Genomic DNA, 22566 nt, shown 5'->3' on the forward strand with positions numbered 1-22566 from the left:
AAGGCAGGACGCCCTGTTACGCTATCGTCTGGACACCGCTGCCAGCCGGTTCCCTACCGCGCGAGCGGTTTAGTCCTATGACCCAAAGCTGACCTCAGCGGCCAAGGGGGCCGACAGTTGCCTAGGTCTTGTGCATCTCTCTCGACAACATTGGCTCGTTTTCAGAGAGCCGAAGACCTCAATTCGAAGATCGCCTCATTCGCAGATTTGTCGTGCAGTTCTAATTCGGACATGGCTGTCCGGCCGCGCCCCACGTTGCCATATCTTTGACGTGCTCCTCAAAGCTCCCCGGGGGCGTCGACCGGCCTTCTCCAGGAGCCCAACCTCGGGGGATGAAGCCGTTCAACGATGCGTCGTGCCGCAAGTGCGCTACGAGGCCCGCAGCATCGCGACCGCCATTCCGCTGGGGGTCTTTCAGCTGCGCGCAAATCTCGACGCCGCTCTTGCCGAACCAGATGAATTCCACCGGTGCGAGCTGCCAGTCGATGCCGGCGCGTGGCGGGGACGGCGCAGGCTCGTTCGCCTGGGTGGACGTCATGTGACAAGTTGAGCACGGAATCGCTTCGGCACCAACGCGGCTAGGGCCGCCGTGGATGTTCATGCCATGCACGCGCGGCTCTGTTTCGCCAGCTGGGCTCCATATGGGAATAGCCTTAGCGTCGACATGGCAATTGGCACAGCGTGGGTGTGTTACCACGGCTTCGATCCGCTTCCACGCCTCAAGGCCCTCGGCGCGGCTGACGCTGCTTGGCAGCGAGTCCTTGTTGGTCCCGTCCCTGGCTGCAACGATCCCAGTCAGCGCTGCCACAGCGATCGCGGCAAGGACGGCCAGCGCCAGCGAAGACGTTTTCATTGCCGATCCTCACACAAAATCGATGAACTTGTTGAAAGGCATTTCGCGGATGCGCTTCCCTGTTGCTGCAAAGATCGCATTCGCGAGCGCCGGTGCGGCAGGAGGAACCGGCGGCTCGCCGACGCCTCGTACTTTCGGATCGTTCTCAAGTCCGCGCACTTCAATCACCGGACATTGGTACATGCGCATAGCTTCGTGGTGGTTGTAATTGGTCTGCTGCACCGCACCGTTGGCGTATGTAAGCTCGCAATTGATGGCGTGACCGAGCCCCCAGATGACGCCGCCCTGCACCTGATTCTCGAAATTGACGGGGTCCACGACCTTGCCGACATCGGCCACGACCCAAACCTTGTCGATCCTGATGCCGCGCTCGGTTGCCGTTACCTCAACGACCTCAGCGGTCGGTGTCCCGAAAGATTCCACAAACGCGACGCCGCGGCCTCTGCCGTTACCGAGTGGTCCCTTCCAATCCGACATCTCCGCGAGGGTCTCTAGTAGCTTGCGATAGGTCGGCACCGCGCACATCTCGATCCGGGCCTTCATAGGATCGAGTCCGGCTGCGTGGATCAATTCATCGATAAAGCTCTCAGTAAAAAAGCCGGCTGTGGATGCGCCCACGGAGCGCCACGTCGTAGACGGGGATAGCCCCTGCGCCTCATAGCTTGTCGCGCGAAAATTGGGAATGTCGTAATAGACATTCCACGTACCGGCGGCCAATTGTGGATCGGGATCTTTCGAGGGCGCACCCATGCGCTCTAACAGCCCTTTGAAAGGCGCCGTCGATGCTAGTTGCAGATCCGCCGCGACGATCTTGCCCTTGGCGACGCTACCCCTGTGGCGGGCGATCGCGATCTGCCGCGGAATGTCCTGAAGGAAATCCTCCTCGCGCGAGAAGATCAGCTTGATCGGCGTCCCGCGCATCTGGTTGGCAATCTCGGCAAGCACTCGAACGTTTTCGAATTCGAGCCGGTGCCCGAAGCTTCCGCCGGTCCATTGATTGTGGAAGGTGACCTCCTCCGGCTTGATCCCGATCGTGGTCGCCGCGACATACTGCACCGCCTGCGGACTTTGATGGCCGACCCAAATCTCCATCCCCTTGTCCGTGACGAGGCCGATACCATTGAGCGGTTCGAGAGGTTGATGCGCGACGTAGGGCGCGCGATATTCAGCCTCGACACGCGTGCCAGAATTCAACCCTGATTCGACGTCACCGATCGTCCGCCATTCCTTACCGAGGAATTCCGGTCTGAACGAGGATTCCAGCACCTTCCAATGCTGGGCCTGCTCGGCCGGGTACGCTGACGGCTCCCATTCGCATGTGATGGCATTGCTGGCTTGCATCGCGTACCAACTGTTCGTTGCAATGACGGCAACGCCATTCTTGAGCTCGAGGATCTTCTTCACCCCGGGCATCGACTGCGCCTTGGCCGCGTCATATGACTTCAGGGGCTGCCCTTTGTTGGGGTTCAGCTTGACGGCTGCGTACAGCATGCCGTCCAGCTTCATGTCGATGCCGAACTTCAGCTCCCCCAGCACCTTGGCTCGCACATCGAGGCGCATCATCGGCTTACCCAGCAAACGCCAGGCGGAGGGATCGCGCAGCTTCGCTTCAAGCACCGGCGGAATCTTGGCGGCGTCTGCGGCGAGCTCGACATAGGCAATTTCTCGCCATTGGGGAGGATCACATGTCCCGACTGGGTGCGAATGTCGGCAACCGCCACGCCCGAGCGTTTGGCGGCAGCCGCCTTCAACGTCTCGCGGGCCACGGCGCCGGCCTTGCGCAATTTCTCATAAGTGTCAGGAATTGCGCTCGAGCCGCCCGTCATCTGCAGGCCCGACTTGCGAAGACTTTCGAGCGCTGCGGCGCGTGCCGCTTCAGCCGCGGGGCTGTTGTCCGAGGCTAGGAAGGGAGCCAACTCCTCCTTGAAACCGGTGTTGAAGTACGCCGGGCTCGGCGCTGCGAAGCGGATTTCGAACTGGCCGGGATCGAGGTCCATCTCCTCGGCAATCATGACCGGCTGCACCGAGCCGACGCCCTGGCCGATGTCGGCGTGCTGCGCGATGAGCGTGATCTTCTCTGGACTGATCTCGACCCACGGATTGAAGGTCACGGAGTTAGGGCCGAGGCCAGCAGCCAATGGATTGTCGCCAGCGCCTAGCGGTGCCGCATCTGCAGCGCCGTAGGCGCCGAAAGCGATACCGCCGGCGACTGCAGCGGAGCCGAACACGAAGGCGCGACGGGAGAAGCCCTGAACCTGACGCATCTCACTTCTCCGCCATCTTTTTGGCCGCAGCCGCGTGGATCGCCGCGCGGATACGCGGATAAGTTCCGCAGCGGCAGAGATTGCCCGACATCACCTGATTAATCTGCTCATCGGTCGGCTTTGAAATCCGTGAAAGAAGCCAGATCGCCTGCATGATCTGTCCGGTCTGGCAGTAGCCGCATTGTGGCACCTGATGCTCGATCCAGGCCTGCAGAACGGGATGCTGGTCCTTGTTGTCGAGGCCTTCGAGCGTGACGATGGACTTGCCCGCTACTTCGCCGATATGCGCTTGACAGGATCGCACCGCCTTGCCATCGATCTGAACGGTGCAGGCGCCGCACTGCGCAACCCCGCAGCCATATTTGGCGCTCGTGATGCCGAGCTCGTCGCGCAACACCCAGAGCAAAGGCATCTCAGGTACGACGTCGACCTGGCGCTTGATCCCGTTTACGGTAAGCTGGATCATGTCGATATGTCTCCTATCGGCCCGGTCGCCGCCACCGCGGTACCGGCTGAGAGATATTTCCTAATCTTGCGGGATCATGCGCAATCGTCGCGATGCCTCTCGCGACCACGTGCTCGTGCAGGCTGGATGCGGCAGACGGCACCGCCAATATGTCGATGACACCGATCACCTCACGTCCACGACTTCCGCGATTACTGCCGTACGTTCGGCCAGTTCGGGAACCTTGGCCAAGTAGGCTTGGTAATGCTGCGAGGCCCGATGCGCTTCGATCGCCGTGACATCTCGGTAAAGCTCATCAAGGACGTAACGATGATCGTTCGAACTGTCGCGCCAGACATCCCAACGCAGATTGCCGGGTTCTGCCCTGCAATGCGGCGCCATACCGATAAGCAGTTCTCTAAGCTCAACGCTCTTGCCCGGATGAGCAACTAGAATGGCAGTAATCTTTGACGGCATTGTCATCAACCAGGCCTTTTCGGAGTGAATGCTGCCTTGAGGCCAACCAAGCGATGCTCGGCTGCCTACTTTCTGAGTGCTGCCAGCAGTTCCTTGGCCAGTAGCCCGGCCGAGGCAGGATTCTGGCCAGTGATGAGGCGTCCATCGACGACGACGTAAGGTTGCCAGTTTGCTACGGACGTATATTCGGCGCCCTCTGCCCTCAGGGCATCTTCAAGCTCGTAAGGAACATCTTCGCGTGCGTAGTCGTACTCTTCCTTCTTCGAGAACGATGTGAGCTTCTTGCCCTGCACGAACGGCTTGCCATCGCCAAGGTCTACCCCGAGAAGCGCGCACGGACCGTGACAAACGGCAGTGACGAACTTTCCCGTACTCCAGGCGCGCACGACTGCATTCTGAACGATAGGGTTACGCTGGATGTCGACCATCGGTCCAAGACCGCCCGGCACGAGGATGGCATCAAAATCCGCAGCATCCACCTCAGCTAGTTTTCGGCTACGATTCAGGCGGCGAAAGGCTTTGCTTTCAAGGAAGGCCTTCTCAGCAGGATCTTTCTCGTCGTAGGCATCATACGGCGTCCATCCGCCCCTTAAAGAAGCGAACTCAATGGCGATGCCTGCCTTGTCAAGCACATCGAACGGGTGCGCGACCTCGGCGAAAAAGAAGCCCGTCTTACGATTCTGCGGACCGATCACCGCTGCGTTGCTGACGATAAACAGCACGTGTTGAGTCATGATATTCCCCTTGGGTCTTGCGAAGACACCGAGCCTTAGCTTCGTTCTACTGCCGCCAACGTGGCGTTGCGCGGCCGCGTCCCAAGCAACATCGATCGGGCTCGCTGAGGAAAGGACACGCTTTTCGAATCGCCCTTTATGGTGTCGGTAAATTTAATCTGCTTCCCCGGCTGCGCCTTCAATGAAGGCCGCAACTTGCCGCGGGTGGGAGAGCATCGCGGCATGACCGCTTGCCAGCTCGGTAAGTTTCGCCTTCGCTCGCGAAGACATAAAACGCTGTGTGCTGGGCGGCACCATGTGATCTTGTGTGGTCAGCATGTAGTGCACAGGCTTGTCTTTCCATGCTGCGCCAGTGATCTTGTGCTCGACCGCTTTAAGTCCCCAAGGAACCTGTGCTGCGGCCATGAAGGCGGTGATGGACGTATCGACGTCCTGCGCAAACGCGCTCGGAAACTTCGCTGGATCAACCAGAAGAAAGCCGCCGCTTGACGGCAACAACGGTGCTCCAGCTTCGCCTGGAGTAGGACGCGTCGCGAGCTCGTAGACCGATTCTCCGACTTCTGGCGCGAAAGCGGCAATATAGGCAAGCTTGCGAACCTTAGGATCGCTTCCGGCTTCGGTGATGACGGCGCCACCATAGGAGTGGCCCACCAGAATGACCGGCTTTCTCGCCTTGCGTATGACCTCCCGCGTTGCCTCGACATCACCGTCGAGCGTTGCAGTCGAGTTCTGGACGACCAGAACTTCATAACCGTCCCTGGTAAGAATGTCGTAGACAGCCTTCCAGCCCGAGCCGTCGACGAAGGCGCCGTGTACGAGAACGATCGAGACGGGCTTGCTCTCTTGCGTCTGCGCGGAGGACGGAAAGCTGGCGGCCATGGAGAGAAGTGCTCCCAAGATCAGGTGTTTCATTGCGATATCCTTGGAAGGATGAAACGCTGCGAAACTTTCGATCGACCCGTCCCGCGACTGTAGTCCGGCGGGCGGCGCAGGCTAGTTAAATCAGGTAAAAATCCGCCGCTCGTGGGATGACCCGCGAAGCTGAAGAAACGGTTTTGATCCTGCGACAAGATGCTCGCAGCGACCGTGCTTTTTCAAAATTGCTGCGTTCAGCAGGCTTGTGACGCGTATATTTCAGGGCCAGTGATGAATGCGGGCTACCGCGGAGACACTGCAAAGAGGACGGCGTCGAGAGAATTTCACGTTTCCATCGGACCATTCCGCTTGGCTCCCGAACGCCCTCCCGGTAAAAAAAGTAAAATAGAGTTGGCATCGGCTGCCGGCTTCTCTCTTCTGAAACCCCAAATGCGCCCCACCGCGAGGCCATGCACGGGAGGTTGCCGGCTTGCCAAAGTGCCCTTCTTGTCTTTGCAGAGGCAAACTATGAAGGACGATTCATTGGAGGGGGCCGCGCGCTCCTTCGCGTTTGGGCCGTTCGTACTATTTCCGGAGCGGCAGCTGCTGCTCAAGGATGAGCAGCCAGTTCGCATTGGCGGTCGCGCACTCGACCTCTTGACCGCACTTATTGAGCGCCCAGGCGAGTTGGTGAGCAAGGGGGAGCTGATCGCACGCGCTTGGCCGGACCTCACGGTCGACGAGAGCAACCTCAAGGTGAACATGGCGGCCTTGCGGCGTGCACTCGGAGAGGGCGCGGTTGCGGCTGAGTATATCGCCACCGTTACGCGACGCGGCTATCGTTTCGTGGGGGCCGTCCAAGCGAGCGGTCCAACAACCCAAGTGCTGCTACCTGCGCCGACGGCCGCGCCGGGTCTCAATTTGCCTAGCGAAATGACGCGGATTTTGGGGCGGGCCGACGAGATCGAGGCAGTTCTGCGCGACTTGGAGGCGTCGCGAGTGGTCTCGATCGTAGGGGCGGGCGGCATCGGCAAGACGACGCTGGCCGTCACAGCAGCACATGCACTGGCGCGAACGTTGGCCGATGGTGCCGCGTTCATCGACCTCGGCACCATAGGCGACGCGCAATTCATTCCCGCGGTGATTACGGCCGGCCTTGGCATCGGCCTGACCGGCGGAGATCCATTGGCCGCTGTTGTTAACGCCTTGAGGACGCAACAAAAGTTGCTCGTGTTCGACAATTGCGAGCATATGCTTCCGGACGTGGCGGCCACCGTGGACCGGCTCGCAAAGCACCTTGAACACGTGCAAATCCTCGTCACAAGCCGTGAGCCGCTGCGGATACGCGATGAGCTTGTGCATCGCCTCCGTGGGTTGAAATGCGATCCCCGCGACCGACCCACAGTCGACGAGGCGCGTACTTACCCTGCAATCGATCTGTTCGCGACGCGGGCATCAGAACGCGCCGGATACACGCTCACCGATTCCGATGCGCCGGCCGTGGTAGAGATCTGTCGGCGCCTCGACGGCAACGCACTCGCGATTGAGCTTGCTGCGACCCAGACGTCGGCGTTCGCTCCGGAGCGAATCCTGCAGATGCTCGATGACAGTCTCCGGCTGCTCACGTTCGGGCCTCCGGGAGCCCCCGCGAGGCAGCAATCCCTCCTCGCAACGCTCGACTGGAGTTACAGCCTTCTGTCGCCGGGCGAGGCCGCCGTGCTGCGGGCCATCTCTGTGTTTGCTGGCGCTTTCAACGTCGAGGGGGCGGCGGCCGTATCTGGGCGCAGCCCTCCCGAGCTTGTGGATCTACTAGCGCAGCTGGTCGCGAAGTCTCTACTGGCGATGGACGCAAGCGGGCAAGTTGTCAGCTACCGTTTGTTGGAGACCACTCGCGGCTATTGCGTTGAGCGCCTTCGTGCCACCCAAGAGGACCAGGCGGTACGCCGACGCCATGCCGAGCATATTTGCGCGGTGCTCGAGCTGGCTGGCAGTGAGTGGTCGCTGCGCCCAGCTCGCGAATGGGCTGCCGCCTATGGCTACGTCGTCGACGACCTGCGTGCTGCACTCGCATGGAGTGTTCGGGACGCGTCGAACCGAGCGCTGAGGATACGCCTGACTGCCGCCGGGCTCCTTCTCTGGAATCACTTCTCGCTCATCGAAGAATGCCACGGCCATGTGGCACGTGCGGTCGACGAGCTCGAGTCGGAGGGACTTCTGGGCACGGCCTTCGAGATGAAGTTCAAACTGTGGCTTGGTGCCTCGACCATGATCACCAGAGGCCTCAAACCAGAGGCGCTGGAAGCATTGCGACGGGCATGGGAGATCGCCAACGACATTGGGGATACCGACTATCGCCATCGAAGCCTGATGCTGATCGCAGCGTTTGAGCTTTTCACGGCCCAATACGGCGCTGGGATGCGCACGATCGAGACCTTCGCCTCGGTTGCCAGTGCAGATGATCCCTCCATTCTTCCGGAGGGGGAAGTGCATTTGGGCATAGCCGAGCTATTTCTCGGCCGTCTGCCGGACGCTCTGCGACGACTCCAAGCCCTTGAGCAGCGCGATGTGCGATATTTTAACGGCTCCTATAGTGTGCGGTACTTGGCGGATATCGTCGTTCTTCTGGAATGCGCCCTGTCGCAGGTGCAGTGGTTAACTGGTTCCCCGGATGCTGCCGCGCGAACGGCGATAGTCGCGTACGAGCGCGCGCGCCCCGCGCACCATCACCTATCGCTTAATAACGCTCTCACCTATGCGTGTCCCGTCTTCTATTGGAGTGGGCTCTACGAGCAGTGCGGCAAAACCATTGATTTGCTCTCGGAACATGTCGCGCGGCAGGGCCTGACCACCCGCCGTCCGATTGCGGACTTCTATCGTGCAGCGCTGGCCTATTCGCAAAGCGGACCTTCAGACGGTGCAATTGATGGCCTCGAACGTGCCATCGAGGGGTTTAAAAATGCCAATTACCTTGCTCGGTTGCCGTACTACCAAAGTGTCCTTGCAGACGCGCTCCTTCATCGCGGACGGCTTGGTGAGGCCGAAGCGACAATCGAGTCAGCGCTCGATTTTGCACACACAGTGAGCGAAGGATGGTGCCTCCCAGAGATTAAGCGTGTCCAGGCCGCCATCCATATTGCCAAGGGTCGAAGCTGCGATGCAGAGGCGCTGCTCCTCGAAGCTATCAGGTTCGCCGGCAAAATCGGCGCGTTGTCCTGGCAGCTGCGCGCGGCAGTTGATCTTGCCACCCATCTGCGGGATCAGGCTCGGATTGCGGAGGCGCGCAAGATCCTGCGCGGTGTTTATGACGCGTTCCGCGAGGGGTTCGCAACACGCGACCTCGTAGTTGCCGCCAACCTCCTCGCCGGTCTTGAAAGAGAGCCGGTGGCCAAAAGGCAGACGACCCGCCGGAGAGACCACTGAAATCTGCCTCTAGGCGGGCGCAGGCCCTCTCGTCCGGTTTCTATGCGCAATCAATGTTTAAGGAGAAGCTGGCGAATGCGTCCCCGTTCCTGGGCCGCTCGACGCGCCGACGAAGGCCGTGCGCAGTTGGAGGGCTGGGCATTGCAAGTATCCGATTGACCTCGACAACCCCGTCGCCATGTCTGCAATTGGCCCTTCTCAGACTCGCGGGTCCGACCAGATGTCTGGTTCACGCCAGGAGCCGTCCTCCACGCCAAGTCGCGCTTTGACCGCAAGCCGACTCTCGGGGTCGGCTCTGCTCACGTCAGTGCGGACATTGATCAGGACCTGCGGACCCAGGCGACGGTCGTTTCCGCCGCCGGTCGGCACGTACGGGGGTGAATCGATGCGCTCTCGGACTTATGCTCATCCGCAGCGCGGTCGGCGGCCTGGCCCGATTCAGCAGGTCACGTGAAAAAGGCCGATCTTCTTCGCATGCGAGCTGTTGAACGTGTCAATCGCCTTGGGCGTCGGCTGCAGCAGGACCGTGCAGCCCTTTCTCGCAAAATACGCCTCAGCTTCCGGCGATAGATGCACATTGCCGAACTGGCCCGAGCCCAGAATGAGCTGCTCACATCCCTTCTCGAAGACGAACTTCGCTTCGTCCTTCGAGAGGACATGCGAGGTGCCGTAGTACTTCTTCGACAGCTTCTTCTTCCGCCTTGCCACTTCGCCGGACAGACGAATGATCACGTCGTGTTCATAGGTCTCTCCGTCAATCGTGATGGTGCCGAATGTAGTGCGTTCGATCTTCATGGACTGACCTCCTCATGATCTCGACACAAGGCCCCGACCCGGCAGACGAGCCTTATTCTACCTGATTGTATCAAGCAGTGCGTGGGTACTTGCGATGTCGCACGCGGGTCCAGATCGGTCTCTCAGACCCTCAGCGTGAAGCGTCCCTTGAGCATGTTGTTGGTGTCGGTCTCGGCAAGCTGGCCGGCATAGAAGATCGAGGGCGAGGTGTTGGCGCCGAGCGCCGAGGCCCGCCTCGATGAGCGCCGCATCGCTGGCGATGGCCACCCCCCGTCGCCGTCACGACCTGCTCCTGCCTGCCGAACAGCAAGGCGACATCGCCGAGATAATCGAACGACCCGTTTCCGGCGAACGGCACCGAGCCTTCGACGCCGATGAGAGGCGCACTGCTGTCGGCCTTATTCCGAAAGCAATGTGTGGGTTTGGACCGCAGCAGGAACGGTCATCTTCCAGCGGCGCCCACCCCTACTTCTTGATCAACGGACATCTCGAGTGAGCCAATGGTTGAAATGCCTGATCGGCAGGTATTGTGGCAAGCAATTTATAGTAGTCCCACGGCCCCTTGGACTCTTGAGGCTTCTTTACCTCGAACAGATACATGTCATGAACCATTCGGCCATCCTCTCGAATTTTTCCATTCTTGTAGAAGACGTCATTGACCGGCAACTCCCGCATTTTTTGCATCACGTCGTCGGTTCGGTCTGTGCCCGCGGCCTGAACGGCTTTCAGATAGTGCAGGACCGATGAATACGTGCCGGTCTGAAGCATATTTGGCATGGCGTTCATCGTCGCGTGAAAGCGTTGCGCCCACTTCCGCGTCTCGTCGTTCATGTCCCAATACGACGCTTCGGTAATCGTCAGCCCCTGCGCTTCCTTTAATCCGAGCCCGTGAACGTCATTAATGAAACCAGCCAGTGCCGCGAGCTTCTGGCCGCCTGCAGTCAAACCAAACTCCGCCGCCTGCTTGATCGAATTGATGGTGTCGCCGCCCGCGTTGGCAAGCGCGACGACCTTCGCGTTCGTCCCCTGCGCCGCGAGCAAGACAGATGCGAAATCGGCCGTTCCTACCGGATGTTTTGTGCTCCCCACAACACGGCCACCCAGATTCGTGACGACGTCGCCCGTATCCTTTGCGAGGCCCTGGCCAAACGCATAGTCGGCCGTCACGAAATACCAAGTATCGAATCCCTGACTGACGAGCGCCTTTCCCGTACTGTTGGCGATCGCGAACGTGTCATAGGCCCAATGAACCACGTAGGGTCCGCAGACTTCATTGGTGATTCTGGTTGACCCCGGCGAGCTGAGCGTAATGATCCTTTTCTTCTCTTTAGCGATCTCAAGGACGGCCAAGGCAGGCGACGAGGATGCAACGTCGAGGATTGCATCTACCTTATCCGTGTCGAACCATTTGCGTGCTATGGTGGCGCCGATGTCAGGCTTGTTCTGATGATCTGCGGACACGACTTCGACAGGCAGGCCAAGCACCTTGCCGCCGAAATCCTCAACCGCCATCTGCGCGGCAGTGACCGCTCCCTTGCCAGTAATATCGGCGTAGACGCCCGACATATCCTCAATGAGCCCGATGCGGACAACGCCATCCGAAATCTTTTCGTTTTGCGCAGCGGCGCAGGCTGTGGAAAGCAATAGGCCGGCAACCGCTGTCGCAAAGCAACGCAAACCGAATTCGGATTGTCTCATTTCCTCGACCTTTCAAGATATCGATTGGCTCAATGCGCCTATCTCAATGAAATCTTCTTGGTGCTGCCCCACGGTCTTCCGAGGCGACCGGTTGCATCATCACCTCCCGGTTCCTCTGTTCGCGAACGTGGCCAGACCCCGCTTGGCCTCCTCGCTCGTGAAAGTGCGCTGACCGAGCGCAGCCTCAAGGCGAAATGCTTCCGCAAACGGAACATCCTGAAGCGTCAGTGCGGCTTCCTTGATCGTCTGGATCGCGGTCGGGCTCAGCGCGGCGATTTTCGCAGCGAGCTCGTAGGCGAGCGGTTCGACCTGATCCGCATCGACGACGCGGTTAACGACGCCTTTGGCGAGCATGTCGTCTGCGGAAAAGCGCTCGGCAGTCAGCATGATCTCCATGGCATGCGCGTAGCCAATCTGCCTGACCAGACGCACGAGCGTGCCGCCGGCCGGCACGAAGCCGTGCTTCGGCTCGGGTAACTGAAAGACCGCACCACGCGCGGCGACGCGAATGTCCGTCGCCAGCATGATCTCGAAGCCGCCGCCCATGCAGAGGCCACGAACAGCGCTGACGACCGGTTTGTAGAAGCCGGGAAATTTGATGTGGGCCGGATCCCAGGCCGAGATGTCAAATTTGTCGGCGGCAAGTGCCGGAATGGACTCCGTGAGATCGGCGCCGACGCAAAATGCCCGGTCGCCTGCCCCCGTCAGCACGACTGACCGAACCTCGTCATCAGCTTTGATTTCGAAGAATGCGCGCCCGAGATCATCATACATGGCCAGGGTCAGCGCGTTCAGCTTGTCGGGCCGGTTGATTCGGACCGTCGCAACGCTTCCGTCCTTGATAAAATCGATCGACATCAGACCGCTCCCGACGCCCTGAGACGCTCCAGCTCGGCAGGCGTTACATCCGCCAACCGGGAGAGAACGTCCGCGTTGTGTTCGCCAGGCAGCGGCGCTTTCTCGAATGATGTCTGTTTCGTCCCGGACAGCTTTATCGGGAGACCGAACATCCCGATCAGCTTCCCCGCGATCGGGACGTTGACGATCATGTTGCGAGCCGCGATATGCGGATCTTCGACAACTTCGGCGATGGTCTTGATCGCGCTGAGCGGGATCTTGTCGCCCGCCATCGCCTCGAGCTCGGCCTTGGTGTAGCGACTGAACCAACGCTCCAGCAGCGGCTTGACTTTGGTTTCTGCCACGACCCGATCGAACCGCTTCTCCATCGTATCGATTTCCGGATCGGTGGCCTGCTCCGGTTCGCCGAACAGGGTACAGGTGATCGCCCAGAACTTGTCGGTATAGCCACCGAAGAAGACGTAGCCGTCCTTACAGGCAAATTGGCCATAGGGTCGGACAAATGGATGATCGTTGCCCAGTGGCGAGGCGACTTCTTTCTGGGCCGTGTATCGGACCACTGCATTCTCGGTCAATGTCAGGACGGAATCCTGCTGAGAGACATCGACAACCTGGCCGACGCCGGTTGTCTCGGCCTCGCGCAGCGCCGCCAACGTTCCAATGGCGGCATAGAGCGAGGCGGCGAGATCTCCGATGATCGTGCCGACGCGGACCGGGGGCATGTCGGCGTAGCCGTTCATGGACCACAGTCCCCCTGCCGCTTGACCTGTGTTGTCATAAGCAGGCTTGGACGAGTTGGGGCCTGTGCGGCCGAAACCGCTGATAGCGGTGTAAATGAGCTTGGGATTGACCTCCCGCAGGACGTCATAACCGAGGCCAAGCTTGTCCATCGTGCCAGGACGGAAGTTCTCGACAAGGATGTCGGCCTTGCGGACCAGCTTCTTCAGCAATGCCTTGCCGTCATCGGATTTGAGATTGAGCGTGATTCCCAGCTTGTTGCGGTTGAATTGCGTGAAGAAGGCGCTGAGCTGCTCATCGTCCGCGCCAACGAACGGTGGGAATGTCCGCGCATAGTCCGGCTCGCCGGGGTGCTCTACCTTGATCACGGTGGCACCCAGGTCTGCGAACAACATCGAGCAGAATGGACCAGCAACGACACGCGTTATATCGAGGACCATTACGTTCTTGAGAGGGCCGCTGCGCTCCTCGGCTCTACCAATCTTTTCTTCCTTGTTCACGTTATCCTCCCATCCCTTACGAAATTCCCGCCGACATGGCGAGTGATTTTCGTTCAAGAGCGTGAGCACCGAAGGTACATTTTCATGCCCGCTCGTCGAGGCGGCATAATGCCTGCACAAAGTGGCGTGCATGGTTTTAACGTTTTACGAACGCAGCTTCTCGAGAACGTCCTTGGCGCGGTCGACACGAACATCGTGATCGGCTGCAAGCGCGGCGGCGACCTTCTCGATCTCATCGCCGGCAGCTCCGGCAACGATCGCGATGTTTCTGGCGTGAAGCGCCATGTGCCCCTTCTGGATTCCTTCAGTCGCGAGCGCTCGAAGGGCCCCCATGTTCTGAGCCAGCCCGACGGCGACGGTGACCTCCGCCAGCTCCTGAGCACTCTGAACGCCCAGTATCTTTAACGCGGCCCGAGCGGCAGGATGGGTCTTGGTGGCGCCGCCCACCAGGCCGAGCGCCATCGGCATTTCGAGCGTGCCGACGAGATTGCCATTGCCGTCAAGCTCCCAGTTGGAAAGCGACGTATAGCGGCCGGACCGGGCTGCCCAGACATGGGCACCGGCCTCGATCGCCCGCCAGTCATTGCCGGTGGCCACAACAACCGGATCGATGCCGTTCATGATGCCTTTGTTGTGTGTTGCTGCCCGGTAGGGATCGACGATCGCGAACGCACAAGCCTCGACGATGCCTCGTGCGACACGCTCGCCGCTGTACTCGTCGGTCTGGAGCGCATCTGATGTCACGGACACCATGGCTCGGGCGATGCGCAGATCCGCGTAGTTCGAAAGAATACGGAGGCGGACCGTGCCGCCCGTGATCTTTTCGATGATCGGAGCAACCGTCTCCGCCATCGTATTGACCGTGTTGGCTCCCATCGCGTCGCGAACATCGACGATGAGATGTACGGCGAGCATCGGTCCCACTGGGGTGTGCTCAAAGACATGAACTTCAATGTCGCGACATCCGCCCCCAAGCGAAATCAGAACCTTGTCTCTGCTATTGGCTGCAGCGATGATCGCTGTGCGCTCCTTCAACACCCTTGCGCGAGCGCCGTACACATCGGTCACACCCAGCACCTGCACCTGCGCCCGCATCATTGGCGCAGAACTCGACGTCTGGAAGCCACCGCATTTGCGGACTATCCGCGCCATATACGACGCCGCTGCGACCACCGAAGGCTCTTCGATCGCCATCGGAACGAGATAGTCACGACCGTTCACGGCGAAATTGGTGGCGATGCCGATCGGCAATTCGAACGTACCGATGACGTTCTCGATCATGCCATTGGCGAGCGCGATCGGCAGTGCGCCGGCGTTGAAGGCGGCTCTCTCGGCGTCACCCAGCGATGTCGCTTTGGCAACGCGCCCCATCCTCTCGGCGGGCGCGAGGTTGCGCAGGTTTTCCAAACGCGAGTTGATATTTCTGGGCTGTTCTTCCACTCCGGCCATCGCCGCGCCTCCCATCGAGAGTTTTTCGATTGCCGCGACGTTAGGCACCATCGCACTGCGATCAAAAGGGACAATTCCAAAATATTGTCCGTAACTGTACCCTTCCGAGAGACCGAGGGTCCACGTAGCTGGCGCGGCCATATGCGCACCCGGTTATCTGGATTGGAGGCGGCTCCTGCTGTGCGAGCTTGCCATTGAACCGTTAGAGCTCATCTTGTTACTGTAAAGCCGAGGTACACTATTAAAGAATTGTCCGGCACCGTACCCGCCAGGAGGCATTGCGTGGCGCCTGCACATTATGACCGCGAACGCGGAGCGACGCTCGCCAGCGGGTTAGCCAATCGATTGCGCGTGCAGATACTTTCCGGTGCTTTGCCAGAAGGCAGCCGTCTGCCTTCGATCAGAAAAGCCGCCGCAGAATTTGGCGTTTCCAAAAACACCATTGTCGAAGCGTATGACCGACTGGTGCTGGACAACCTGGTTACTGCAAAGGCGGGATCTGGTTTCGTCATTACATTTCGCGGAGGTGCTGACGGAAGGCCAAGGCACGTCACGGAAGCAGTCGACATCGCCTCGCTGCTGAACGCCCAACTCTCGCAGAACTTCGAAATACGCGTTGGAGATGGAAGACCACCTGCATCGTGGACAGAGCACTCGGAGATCAAGAGATACCTAAGCAGTAATGGACGGATGCTGCCGGCCGACGCCGACGCTTACGGGTCCGCGCTTGGTTTCTTGCCGCTCAGGCAGCAGATCGCCTTGCGGCTAAGGGCGCAACAGATTGCGAGCAAGGAGGACAACCTGCTGCTCACGTTCGGAGCCAACCATGCGCTCGATTTGATCATCCGAGCGATGTTGTCTCCTGGTGACACCGTTCTGGTCGACGAACCAGGCTACTATCCCCTGTTCGCAAAGCTCACGCTTGCGCAGGCTCGGATCGTGGGCGTTCGACGCATGCCTGATGGCCCCGACGTCGACGACCTCGCAGCCAAGATACAAACGGAGCGCCCGAAGTTGTTCTTCACGCAGTCGCTCGGTCATAATCCAACCGGAGGTTCAATAACTCTTCCTGTTGCGCACGCCATCCTCAAGACGGCGACGCGATCCAACCTCGTTATCGTCGAAGACGATCCGTTCGTCGACCTTCCGACGACTGCCAACAACAGATTGGCCACGCTGGACCAGCTGAACAACGTCATATCGATTGGAACATTTTCGAAGACTCTGTCGGCCAGCCTGCGATCCGGCTTCATCGCCGCCCGCAGCGACCGCATCGCGACGCTTGCAGAACTCAAGATGCTCACCACTGTAAACAGCTCGGGGCATGTCGAACGACTGCTCCATCGATTGCTCGCGGATGGCCACTACGACAGACACTTGAAGCGACTGGGGCAGCGGACCGAAGCTGCTTTGAGCCGGGTCGAAGCCGATCTATTGCGAGCAGGCCACCAGATCTATTCTGGGACCAAGACGGGATATTATCTTTATCTCTTGCTTCCAGAAGGCGTGGACGACATGAAGCTTGCGCGCGAGGGAGCAAAGGAAAGCATCTTTATCGCGCCTGGAAGTTTATTCTGCCTGGATAAAAATAGCTCTCTGGCCAAAGCGATAAGGATCAATGTTTCGCGGGCCGACAATCCGCAATTTTACGAGTTTTTGTTGCGCCGAATGCGATAGGCGTGAAAAGCACGAGCACGACGGCGGAGTGGAATTCATGGCCGCCTTCGACACGACGCTCCCACCGCGGGCTCGTGTCTTCCCAGCAAACGCCGCGCCTTTTGAAATGCAGCCTAACCCGGCCCCCTCTGACTATGCAGATTCGGCCAGTCAGATGACGTGAGTTTAAGCCCGGCCGAGGTCGCTGCTGCGCAGGTCAACCGCGCATACCTAATCAACCTGCCGAAAGTGCATAGCGCGTGCGGGGCCCTTCGCGCAATTTCCCATCAGGACGGCGCCCCTTCCACGTCCGCCCGACCCTTCGAAGAGAGAGTCCTATGAAACGTCTATCGTTGGTCATCGGCGTGCTGGCCGCGCTCGCGGCTCCCAGCGCATCGGCTCAATCGATCAATCTGACCGGCATCTATACGTGCGTCGACAAATGTCGAGGAAGTCTGCCTGCCCATGTCACGCAGAACGGATATGACTTGAATCTTCTGACCGAGTCAGGCGTGCCTGCACGCGCATGGCCAGACTTGTTTTCGCCGGCGAGCCGGATCTGGATTGATGCCTTCAACGAAGGCGCGGTCTATTCTCCGGATGGCATGCTCATTCAGTTCGACAATGGGACAATCTGGCATCGAGGCTTGCCGCCTCGGCGAAGGTGATCCGTACGGATAGCTGCGCCGCCAGTCGCCATGGTCCGGACACGGCTTCACGCCGGACTATGACGGGATCGCGTGTCCCTGGCATATCGGCACGCTCTACCACCGCGACACTGTGCTGCCGCCGCGCCTCCTGAAGTAGTTGCGGAGCGGCGGCGACCTCAATCTCGCCTGTTGCCCTCACAGACATCGCTTTGCAGGTCCACCATTCGCCCAGGCCACTGCGTTAAACTGGCCGAGAAGTCCGGCGATCGGGGCTTCCGTCGACAGATGTGCCTTCGCAGCCCTCTCCGATGTGCTATTCTCATAGCAGAGGCCATAGGTATGCCATGACGGGTATTGCAGAGTGGCTAGCATCGATCGGCTTGGGAGAGTACGCCCAGCGTTTCGCCGAGAACGCGATCGACCTCTCGGTCGTCAGCGATCTCACGGAGCAGGACCTCAAGGATCTCGGCGTCCTGCTGGGCCACCGGCGCAAAATTCTGCGCGCGATTGCAGAACTCAAGAATGAAGTCCCTGTAACGGCCCGAACGGGCGTCAAACCGGCGCCGCGGGACAGCGCCGAGCGGCGTCAACTCACGGTCATGTTTTGCGATCTGGTGGATTCGTCGGCACTTTCGGCCCGACTGGATCCGGAGGACTTGCGCTCGGTCATCAGCGCCTATCACGACTGCATCGCGGAGGTGATCACCCGGAATGAGGGCGTCATCGCGCGGTACATGGGGGATGGCGTGCTGGCCTATTTCGGCTATCCCCAGGCGCACGAGGACGATGCCGAACAGGCGACACGCGCGGGGCTGGCGCTGGTCGATGCCGTGGCCAACCTGCAGACAGACATCGGCACCAAGCTGCAGGTCCGCGTTGGCATCGCCACCGGCATGGTCGTCGTGGGCGATCTGACCGGCGAAGGTGCCGCCAAAGAGCAGGCGGTCATTGGTGAGACACCGAACCTGGCTGCTCGCCTGCAGCAGTTCGCCGAACCCGGTACGGTGCTGATTTCCGAGAGTACGCACCAGCTCACCGCCGGATATTTCGAATATCGCGATCTCGGCTCGATCGCGCTCAAGGGATGGGCGGAGCCAGTACCTGCCTGGCAGGTGCTCGGGATAAGCCGAGTGCAAAGCCGCTTCGAGGCGCAGCGCAAGACTCGATTGACGCCACTCATCGGGCGTGACGAGGAGATTGAGCTGCTGTTGCGGCGCTGGCAGCACGCCGCGTCAGGCGAAGGCTGCGTGGTGGTTCTAACTGGAGAGCCGGGTATCGGTAAGTCGCACATCGCGCTGGCGCTTCAAGAGCGGCTCCGGACCGAACCACACATTACCGTGCGCCATTTCTGCTCGGCGCACCACGCCAACAGTGCGCTGTATCCATTCATCGCCAACCTCGAACGTGCTGCCCGGTTCGAGCGAGGCGAGACGCCGACGGAGAAGTTTGCCAAGCTTGAAGCTCTGCTCTTGCGCTCTGGCGCAGACGCAGACCGTGTGGTGCCAGCTCTGGCCAACCTGCTGTCGCTGCCGCTCAGCGGCCGCTACCGCCTGCCCGAGCTGAGCCCGCAGAAGCGCAAGGAGATGACGCTGGCGGCGCTCCTGGCTCAGCTCGACGCATTGGCGGCGCGGCAGCCAGTGTTTGTCCTCTTTGAGGATGCCCATTGGGCGGACCCGACTTCGCTCGAGTTGCTTGCGGTTACACTGGAAAGGATGCCGCGGCTTCGCGTGCTGCTGCTGATCACCGCCAGACCGGAGTTCACGCCGCCCTGGCCTGGTCATGCGCATGTGACGACGGTCTCGCTCACACGGCTGAACCGACGCAACGGGGCGGTATTGGTCGAGCGCATCACGGCCGGCAAGACGCTCCCGGAGGAGGTCATGGACCAAATCCTCTCCCGGACCGATGGCGTGCCCCTGTTCGTCGAGGAACTGACCAAGGCCGTGCTCGAAACCGGGCTGTTGCAGGAACGGGACGACCATTACATGCTCAGCCGTCCGCTTCCCTCGATGGCGATTCCAACGACATTGAACGCATCGCTGATGGCCAGACTCGATCGATTGGCCCCGGTGAAGGACGTGGCTCAGATCGGAGCAGTTTTGGGGCGCGAATTCTCTTACGAACTGCTGAGGGCCGTTACCGGGTTGCCAAGGCAGAGGCTCGAGGAGGCGCTTGCCCAGTTGGTTCGGGCGGAGTTGATATTCTGCCGAGGCGAGATACCTCGCGCGGTCTACAGCTTCAAGCATGCGCTGGTGCGGGACGCTGCCGAAGCGGGACTTCTGAAGAGCCGACGCGCGGCACTACATGCCACCATCGCAGACGTCTTCGAGCAACGGTTCCCGGAAATCGTGGAGACTCAACCCGAGACGCTCGCACTCCACCTTACGGAGGCGGGACTGTTCGAAAAGGCAGGAGAATACTGGCTCCAGGCAGGCAAGAAGGCGGCCATGCGCTCCGCCAACCTCGAAGCCATCGCGCACTTGCGCAAAGGCATCGAGGTCTTGGCCCATTCCGCCGACGGCGCACCGAAGGACAGGCGGGAGCTTGATTTCCAATTCGCGCTGGGACCATGCCTGATCGCCACCGAAGGGCCGACTTCGCCACACGCGGTGGCGACCTTCGCCCGTGCGCGCGAGTTGTGCCAGCGCCTCGGAGATCCCCCCGAGGAACTACAAATCATGTTTTGGTTGACCACCGCGAGCGTTATGCGTGGTGAGTTGCCGGCCGCCGAGGAAATGATCTCGGCGCTGCTCAATCTCGCGGAGGCGCGCGGCGATCGACCGACATTGCTCAACGCGATGCGCGGGCAAGGGATGATTCGTCTGTTCATGGGACATCTCACGGGCGCTCACGATGTAATCGAACGGGCCTTTGAAGCCTTCGAGACGAGCAGCGAGCAGGACAGATTGGCGGCACGCGCCGCCGGCCAGGATGCGGGCGTGGCCGACCTTGCTCTGATGTCATGGGCACTCTGGCTGCTGGGCCGCGCCGATACGGCACTCGCACGCCTGAATGCAGCCATTCAGCGTGCCGACGCCATCAATCATCCCCATTCGCAGGCCTATGGATGTTATTATGCGTCCATTCTCCACGCTCTTCGGGGCGAGTTCCTGACTGCACAGCGCTATGCCGAACGGTGTCTCGCCTTGTCGGAGGAACATGGATTCCGGCAATGGCGAGGATTGGCGCGCGCCGTCCGCGGGATAAGCGCCACTTTTCTTGATCCTTCGTCCGCCGCGCTCGCAGAAATCCAGACTGCGATGAAAGAACATCGCAGCGCGGGCTATCAGCTCGGCATCACAGCACTATACGTACTGCTGTGCCCGGCCTTGTTGTCGAGCCATCAACGCGAAGCTGCGCTGGAGCTTATCGAGCAGGGTCTCGCGACAACCAGCCGTAACAGCGAACGGATATTTGAGGCCGAACTGTATCGACTGAAAGCGCGCGTGTTGCTCTTCCATGGCGTGCCGGAAGCAGGTACCGAGGCGCAATCAATGCTCGATCACGCACTGACAATTGCAAGGAGCCAGCACGCCAAGGCCCTCGAACTTCGAGTTGCCGTAGACCTTGCCGCCTTGTGGATCGATCAGGGCAGGCGCGAGAAAGCGCTCGAGCTGCTCGCGCCCATCTACGCCTGGTTCACCGAGGGCCTTGATACGCAGGATCTCAGGCAAGCAAAGGCATTGCTCGACCGACTGCGGTAATTCTGCTCGAACTGCAGATATCGTGGCCTGGCTCTGAAAGTCGGCCGTGAAGCTGCTTTACCGTGGCGTTAAGCCGCTCGCTTTTGACAATCATGATACGTATCCAGCACCTCCCCCCACCCCTGCGGGTCGTTCTTCTTCGGATCCTCATTTATGAAATGTGGCCCGGCATGCGCCGGAAGTCCTTGGTGTTTGTTGTATGCTTTGATTGCTTGTTCCGTAGCAACCTTCCCCAACTTTCGCCCCATATCCAGATTGCTGTGATTCCATTTGAAGCTGATGTGCCCCGGCACCCGAATCTCGACGAGGGTGCCTTCCCACTTCTTGTTCCCGGATTTTGGTGGGTCGTACCGCACGTGGTATTTGAACAGCCTGACGTCATCTTCGCCAACGGTCGCTGCGAACAATTGACAGAGATTTGCCAGGGCATCGTGAAGGTTTTGCGGTTTGCGGACTTGCTTGGCATCGACGATCCTGCTCACCCATATTTCGTGCAGAGGATCGTCTGGCTTATCGTGCTCCTCGAGCAAGCTCTCGAAGTTGACCGTGTCGACGAGCGCTCCTTCGCAGTATGTAACCCCGTCGATCCGTACGGTTTCTTCGACGAACGGAAGGGCCGAACACGCACATAGGCTGGATGCGCTGATAGGCCCCTTGTACTCCTTCTCGTCGGCTTTCTGGATCATTGGACGGTTGGAGAACAACGCGAGCTTATGCGCGTCAAGATTCCAGGCGTTGTGAAATATGCATGGCGTTTCAGGCTTTTTCAGCGCCTCGAAATTGATGCTCTTCATGAACTGGCTGTGCGGATAGTTGATCCTGGAAAGGCCAGTGACATGGGACAGATACATCATGGACGTGAGATAACGAACGACAGGATTAGGTGCCAGCACCTGATTGAGAATCCATCCGTTGATGTCTCCACTGTCCAGGTTCGCGAGCTTCTTCCCGCCGTCCGTGCCAGGCTGTCGATCGAACCAGAGCGACATGGACTCCCTGTAGGCATTCATGATGCTGGATGGGCTCCATAAATCCTTGTAGGTATTGGGATCTGTGACGAAGTTGGTTACCGCCTTGCCAATGCTCTCCCAATCCGGACCGAACACGGTGTTTATGGGAAAGCGCCTATAGCTTTCATCGTCCCGAAACACGCCATTCTTGAAGAATTGATAGGTCTTTTCCGCCCTATCTTTATTCGCAACTCGATCAAACTGATTATAGACGATCCCAACCCAAGCGCCGATGCAGGACAATGCCCACACATCAAAGGTTATATCTGCGTCGGCAAGAGCTTCCAGAACCCCAATGTGCAGCCCTGCTGCCGGACCGCCACCGCCGAGCGCTATCGCTCTCTTCACCATTGGTTCCTCCATCTAATTTATCGTGTGGCTTATTCTCCGATCAAATTTCTGAATTGCGTGAAGAGACTAGTCGTTCTTGGATAGGCTCATAGATCCAGAATTGCGAATG

18 protein-coding genes are annotated in these 22566 nt (G+C 59.7%); 5 read left to right on the plus strand and 13 right to left on the minus strand.

The genetic code is table 11. The features are described 5' to 3' along the window. Nucleotides 1-862: 862 nt before the first annotated feature. The 6 genes from AC5ZG5_RS22465 to AC5ZG5_RS22490 form a co-directional block, all read right to left on the minus strand. Complete coding sequence (locus AC5ZG5_RS22465; protein WP_456643832.1) at nucleotides 863-2470, minus strand: xanthine dehydrogenase family protein molybdopterin-binding subunit; 1608 nt, start codon at nucleotides 2468-2470, stop codon at nucleotides 863-865. Next, a complete protein-coding gene (locus AC5ZG5_RS22470; RefSeq protein WP_456643833.1) occupies nucleotides 2413-3117 on the minus strand; it encodes a hypothetical protein in 705 nt (234 codons plus the stop codon). Before AC5ZG5_RS22470 ends, AC5ZG5_RS22465 begins: the two co-directional genes overlap by 58 nt. Nucleotide 3118: 1 nt before the next feature. Then, entirely contained in the window at nucleotides 3119-3583 is a 465-nt protein-coding gene (locus AC5ZG5_RS22475) for a (2Fe-2S)-binding protein (protein ID WP_456643834.1), read from the minus strand. A gap of 165 nt (nucleotides 3584-3748) precedes the next feature. Beyond that, nucleotides 3749-4045, minus strand: a complete 297-nt coding sequence (locus AC5ZG5_RS22480; RefSeq protein ID WP_456643835.1) for a putative quinol monooxygenase — start codon at nucleotides 4043-4045, stop codon at nucleotides 3749-3751. Nucleotides 4046-4104: 59 nt separating this feature from the next. Beyond that, nucleotides 4105-4773, minus strand: coding sequence for a type 1 glutamine amidotransferase domain-containing protein (locus AC5ZG5_RS22485; protein ID WP_456643836.1), 669 nt, complete (start codon nucleotides 4771-4773; stop codon nucleotides 4105-4107). 153 nt (nucleotides 4774-4926) lie between these two features. Beyond that, entirely contained in the window at nucleotides 4927-5685 is a 759-nt protein-coding gene (locus tag AC5ZG5_RS22490; RefSeq protein WP_456643837.1) for an alpha/beta fold hydrolase, read from the minus strand. Nucleotides 5686-6156: 471 nt separating this feature from the next. Here AC5ZG5_RS22490 and AC5ZG5_RS22495 point away from each other — a divergent pair, with 471 nt between their 5' ends. Further along, a complete protein-coding gene (locus AC5ZG5_RS22495) occupies nucleotides 6157-9048 on the plus strand; it encodes an ATP-binding protein (protein WP_456643838.1) in 2892 nt (963 codons plus the stop codon). Nucleotides 9049-9486: 438 nt separating this feature from the next. On the opposite strand, the gene AC5ZG5_RS22500 is transcribed toward AC5ZG5_RS22495, so the two are convergent. Both AC5ZG5_RS22500 and AC5ZG5_RS22505 read right to left on the minus strand, forming a co-directional pair. Continuing rightward, entirely contained in the window at nucleotides 9487-9843 is a 357-nt protein-coding gene (locus tag AC5ZG5_RS22500) for an Mth938-like domain-containing protein (RefSeq protein ID WP_130226548.1), read from the minus strand. Nucleotides 9844-9965: 122 nt separating this feature from the next. Beyond that, nucleotides 9966-10094, minus strand: a complete 129-nt coding sequence (locus tag AC5ZG5_RS22505) for a hypothetical protein (RefSeq protein ID WP_456643839.1) — start codon at nucleotides 10092-10094, stop codon at nucleotides 9966-9968. On the opposite strand from AC5ZG5_RS22505, the gene AC5ZG5_RS22510 reads away from it, so the two are divergent. Then, a complete protein-coding gene (locus AC5ZG5_RS22510; protein WP_456643840.1) occupies nucleotides 10082-10339 on the plus strand; it encodes a hypothetical protein in 258 nt (85 codons plus the stop codon). The genes AC5ZG5_RS22505 and AC5ZG5_RS22510 overlap by 13 nt on opposite strands. On the opposite strand, the gene AC5ZG5_RS22515 is transcribed toward AC5ZG5_RS22510, so the two are convergent. The 4 genes from AC5ZG5_RS22515 to AC5ZG5_RS22530 all read right to left on the minus strand — a co-directional run bounded on the left by AC5ZG5_RS22515 (nucleotide 10309) and on the right by AC5ZG5_RS22530 (nucleotide 15086). Further along, nucleotides 10309-11541, minus strand: a complete 1233-nt coding sequence (locus tag AC5ZG5_RS22515; protein WP_456643841.1) for an ABC transporter substrate-binding protein — start codon at nucleotides 11539-11541, stop codon at nucleotides 10309-10311. The two genes, AC5ZG5_RS22510 and AC5ZG5_RS22515, sit on opposite strands and share 31 nt — an antisense overlap. Before the next feature lie 99 nt (nucleotides 11542-11640). Beyond that, complete coding sequence (locus tag AC5ZG5_RS22520; RefSeq protein ID WP_456643842.1) at nucleotides 11641-12399, minus strand: enoyl-CoA hydratase/isomerase family protein; 759 nt, start codon at nucleotides 12397-12399, stop codon at nucleotides 11641-11643. Further along, entirely contained in the window at nucleotides 12399-13637 is a 1239-nt protein-coding gene (locus tag AC5ZG5_RS22525; RefSeq protein ID WP_245474764.1) for a CaiB/BaiF CoA transferase family protein, read from the minus strand. The genes AC5ZG5_RS22520 and AC5ZG5_RS22525 overlap by 1 nt, the downstream gene beginning before the upstream one ends. A 144-nt stretch (nucleotides 13638-13781) precedes the next feature. Continuing rightward, a complete protein-coding gene (locus tag AC5ZG5_RS22530) occupies nucleotides 13782-15086 on the minus strand; it encodes a hydroxymethylglutaryl-CoA reductase, degradative (protein WP_456643843.1) in 1305 nt (434 codons plus the stop codon). Nucleotides 15087-15368: 282 nt separating this feature from the next. Between AC5ZG5_RS22530 and AC5ZG5_RS22535 the strand changes: the two genes are divergently transcribed. The 3 genes from AC5ZG5_RS22535 (at nucleotide 15369) to AC5ZG5_RS22545 (ending at nucleotide 21096) form a co-directional block, all read left to right on the plus strand. Next, nucleotides 15369-16763, plus strand: a complete 1395-nt coding sequence (locus tag AC5ZG5_RS22535) for an aminotransferase-like domain-containing protein (RefSeq protein ID WP_456643844.1) — start codon at nucleotides 15369-15371, stop codon at nucleotides 16761-16763. A gap of 317 nt (nucleotides 16764-17080) precedes the next feature. After that, a complete protein-coding gene (locus AC5ZG5_RS22540) occupies nucleotides 17081-17410 on the plus strand; it encodes a hypothetical protein (protein WP_028168494.1) in 330 nt (109 codons plus the stop codon). A 326-nt stretch (nucleotides 17411-17736) separates the two neighbouring features. After that, nucleotides 17737-21096 carry an AAA family ATPase gene (locus AC5ZG5_RS22545; RefSeq protein WP_456643845.1) on the plus strand — a complete coding sequence of 1120 codons (3360 nt, stop codon included), beginning with the start codon at nucleotides 17737-17739 and terminating at the stop codon, nucleotides 21094-21096. A gap of 68 nt (nucleotides 21097-21164) precedes the next feature. On the opposite strand, the gene AC5ZG5_RS22550 is transcribed toward AC5ZG5_RS22545, so the two are convergent. Further along, a complete protein-coding gene (locus tag AC5ZG5_RS22550; RefSeq protein ID WP_456643846.1) occupies nucleotides 21165-22457 on the minus strand; it encodes a patatin-like phospholipase family protein in 1293 nt (430 codons plus the stop codon). Nucleotides 22458-22566: the final 109 nt, after the last annotated feature.

The sequence above is a fragment of the Bradyrhizobium sp. Ses1 genome (assembly GCF_059512365.1).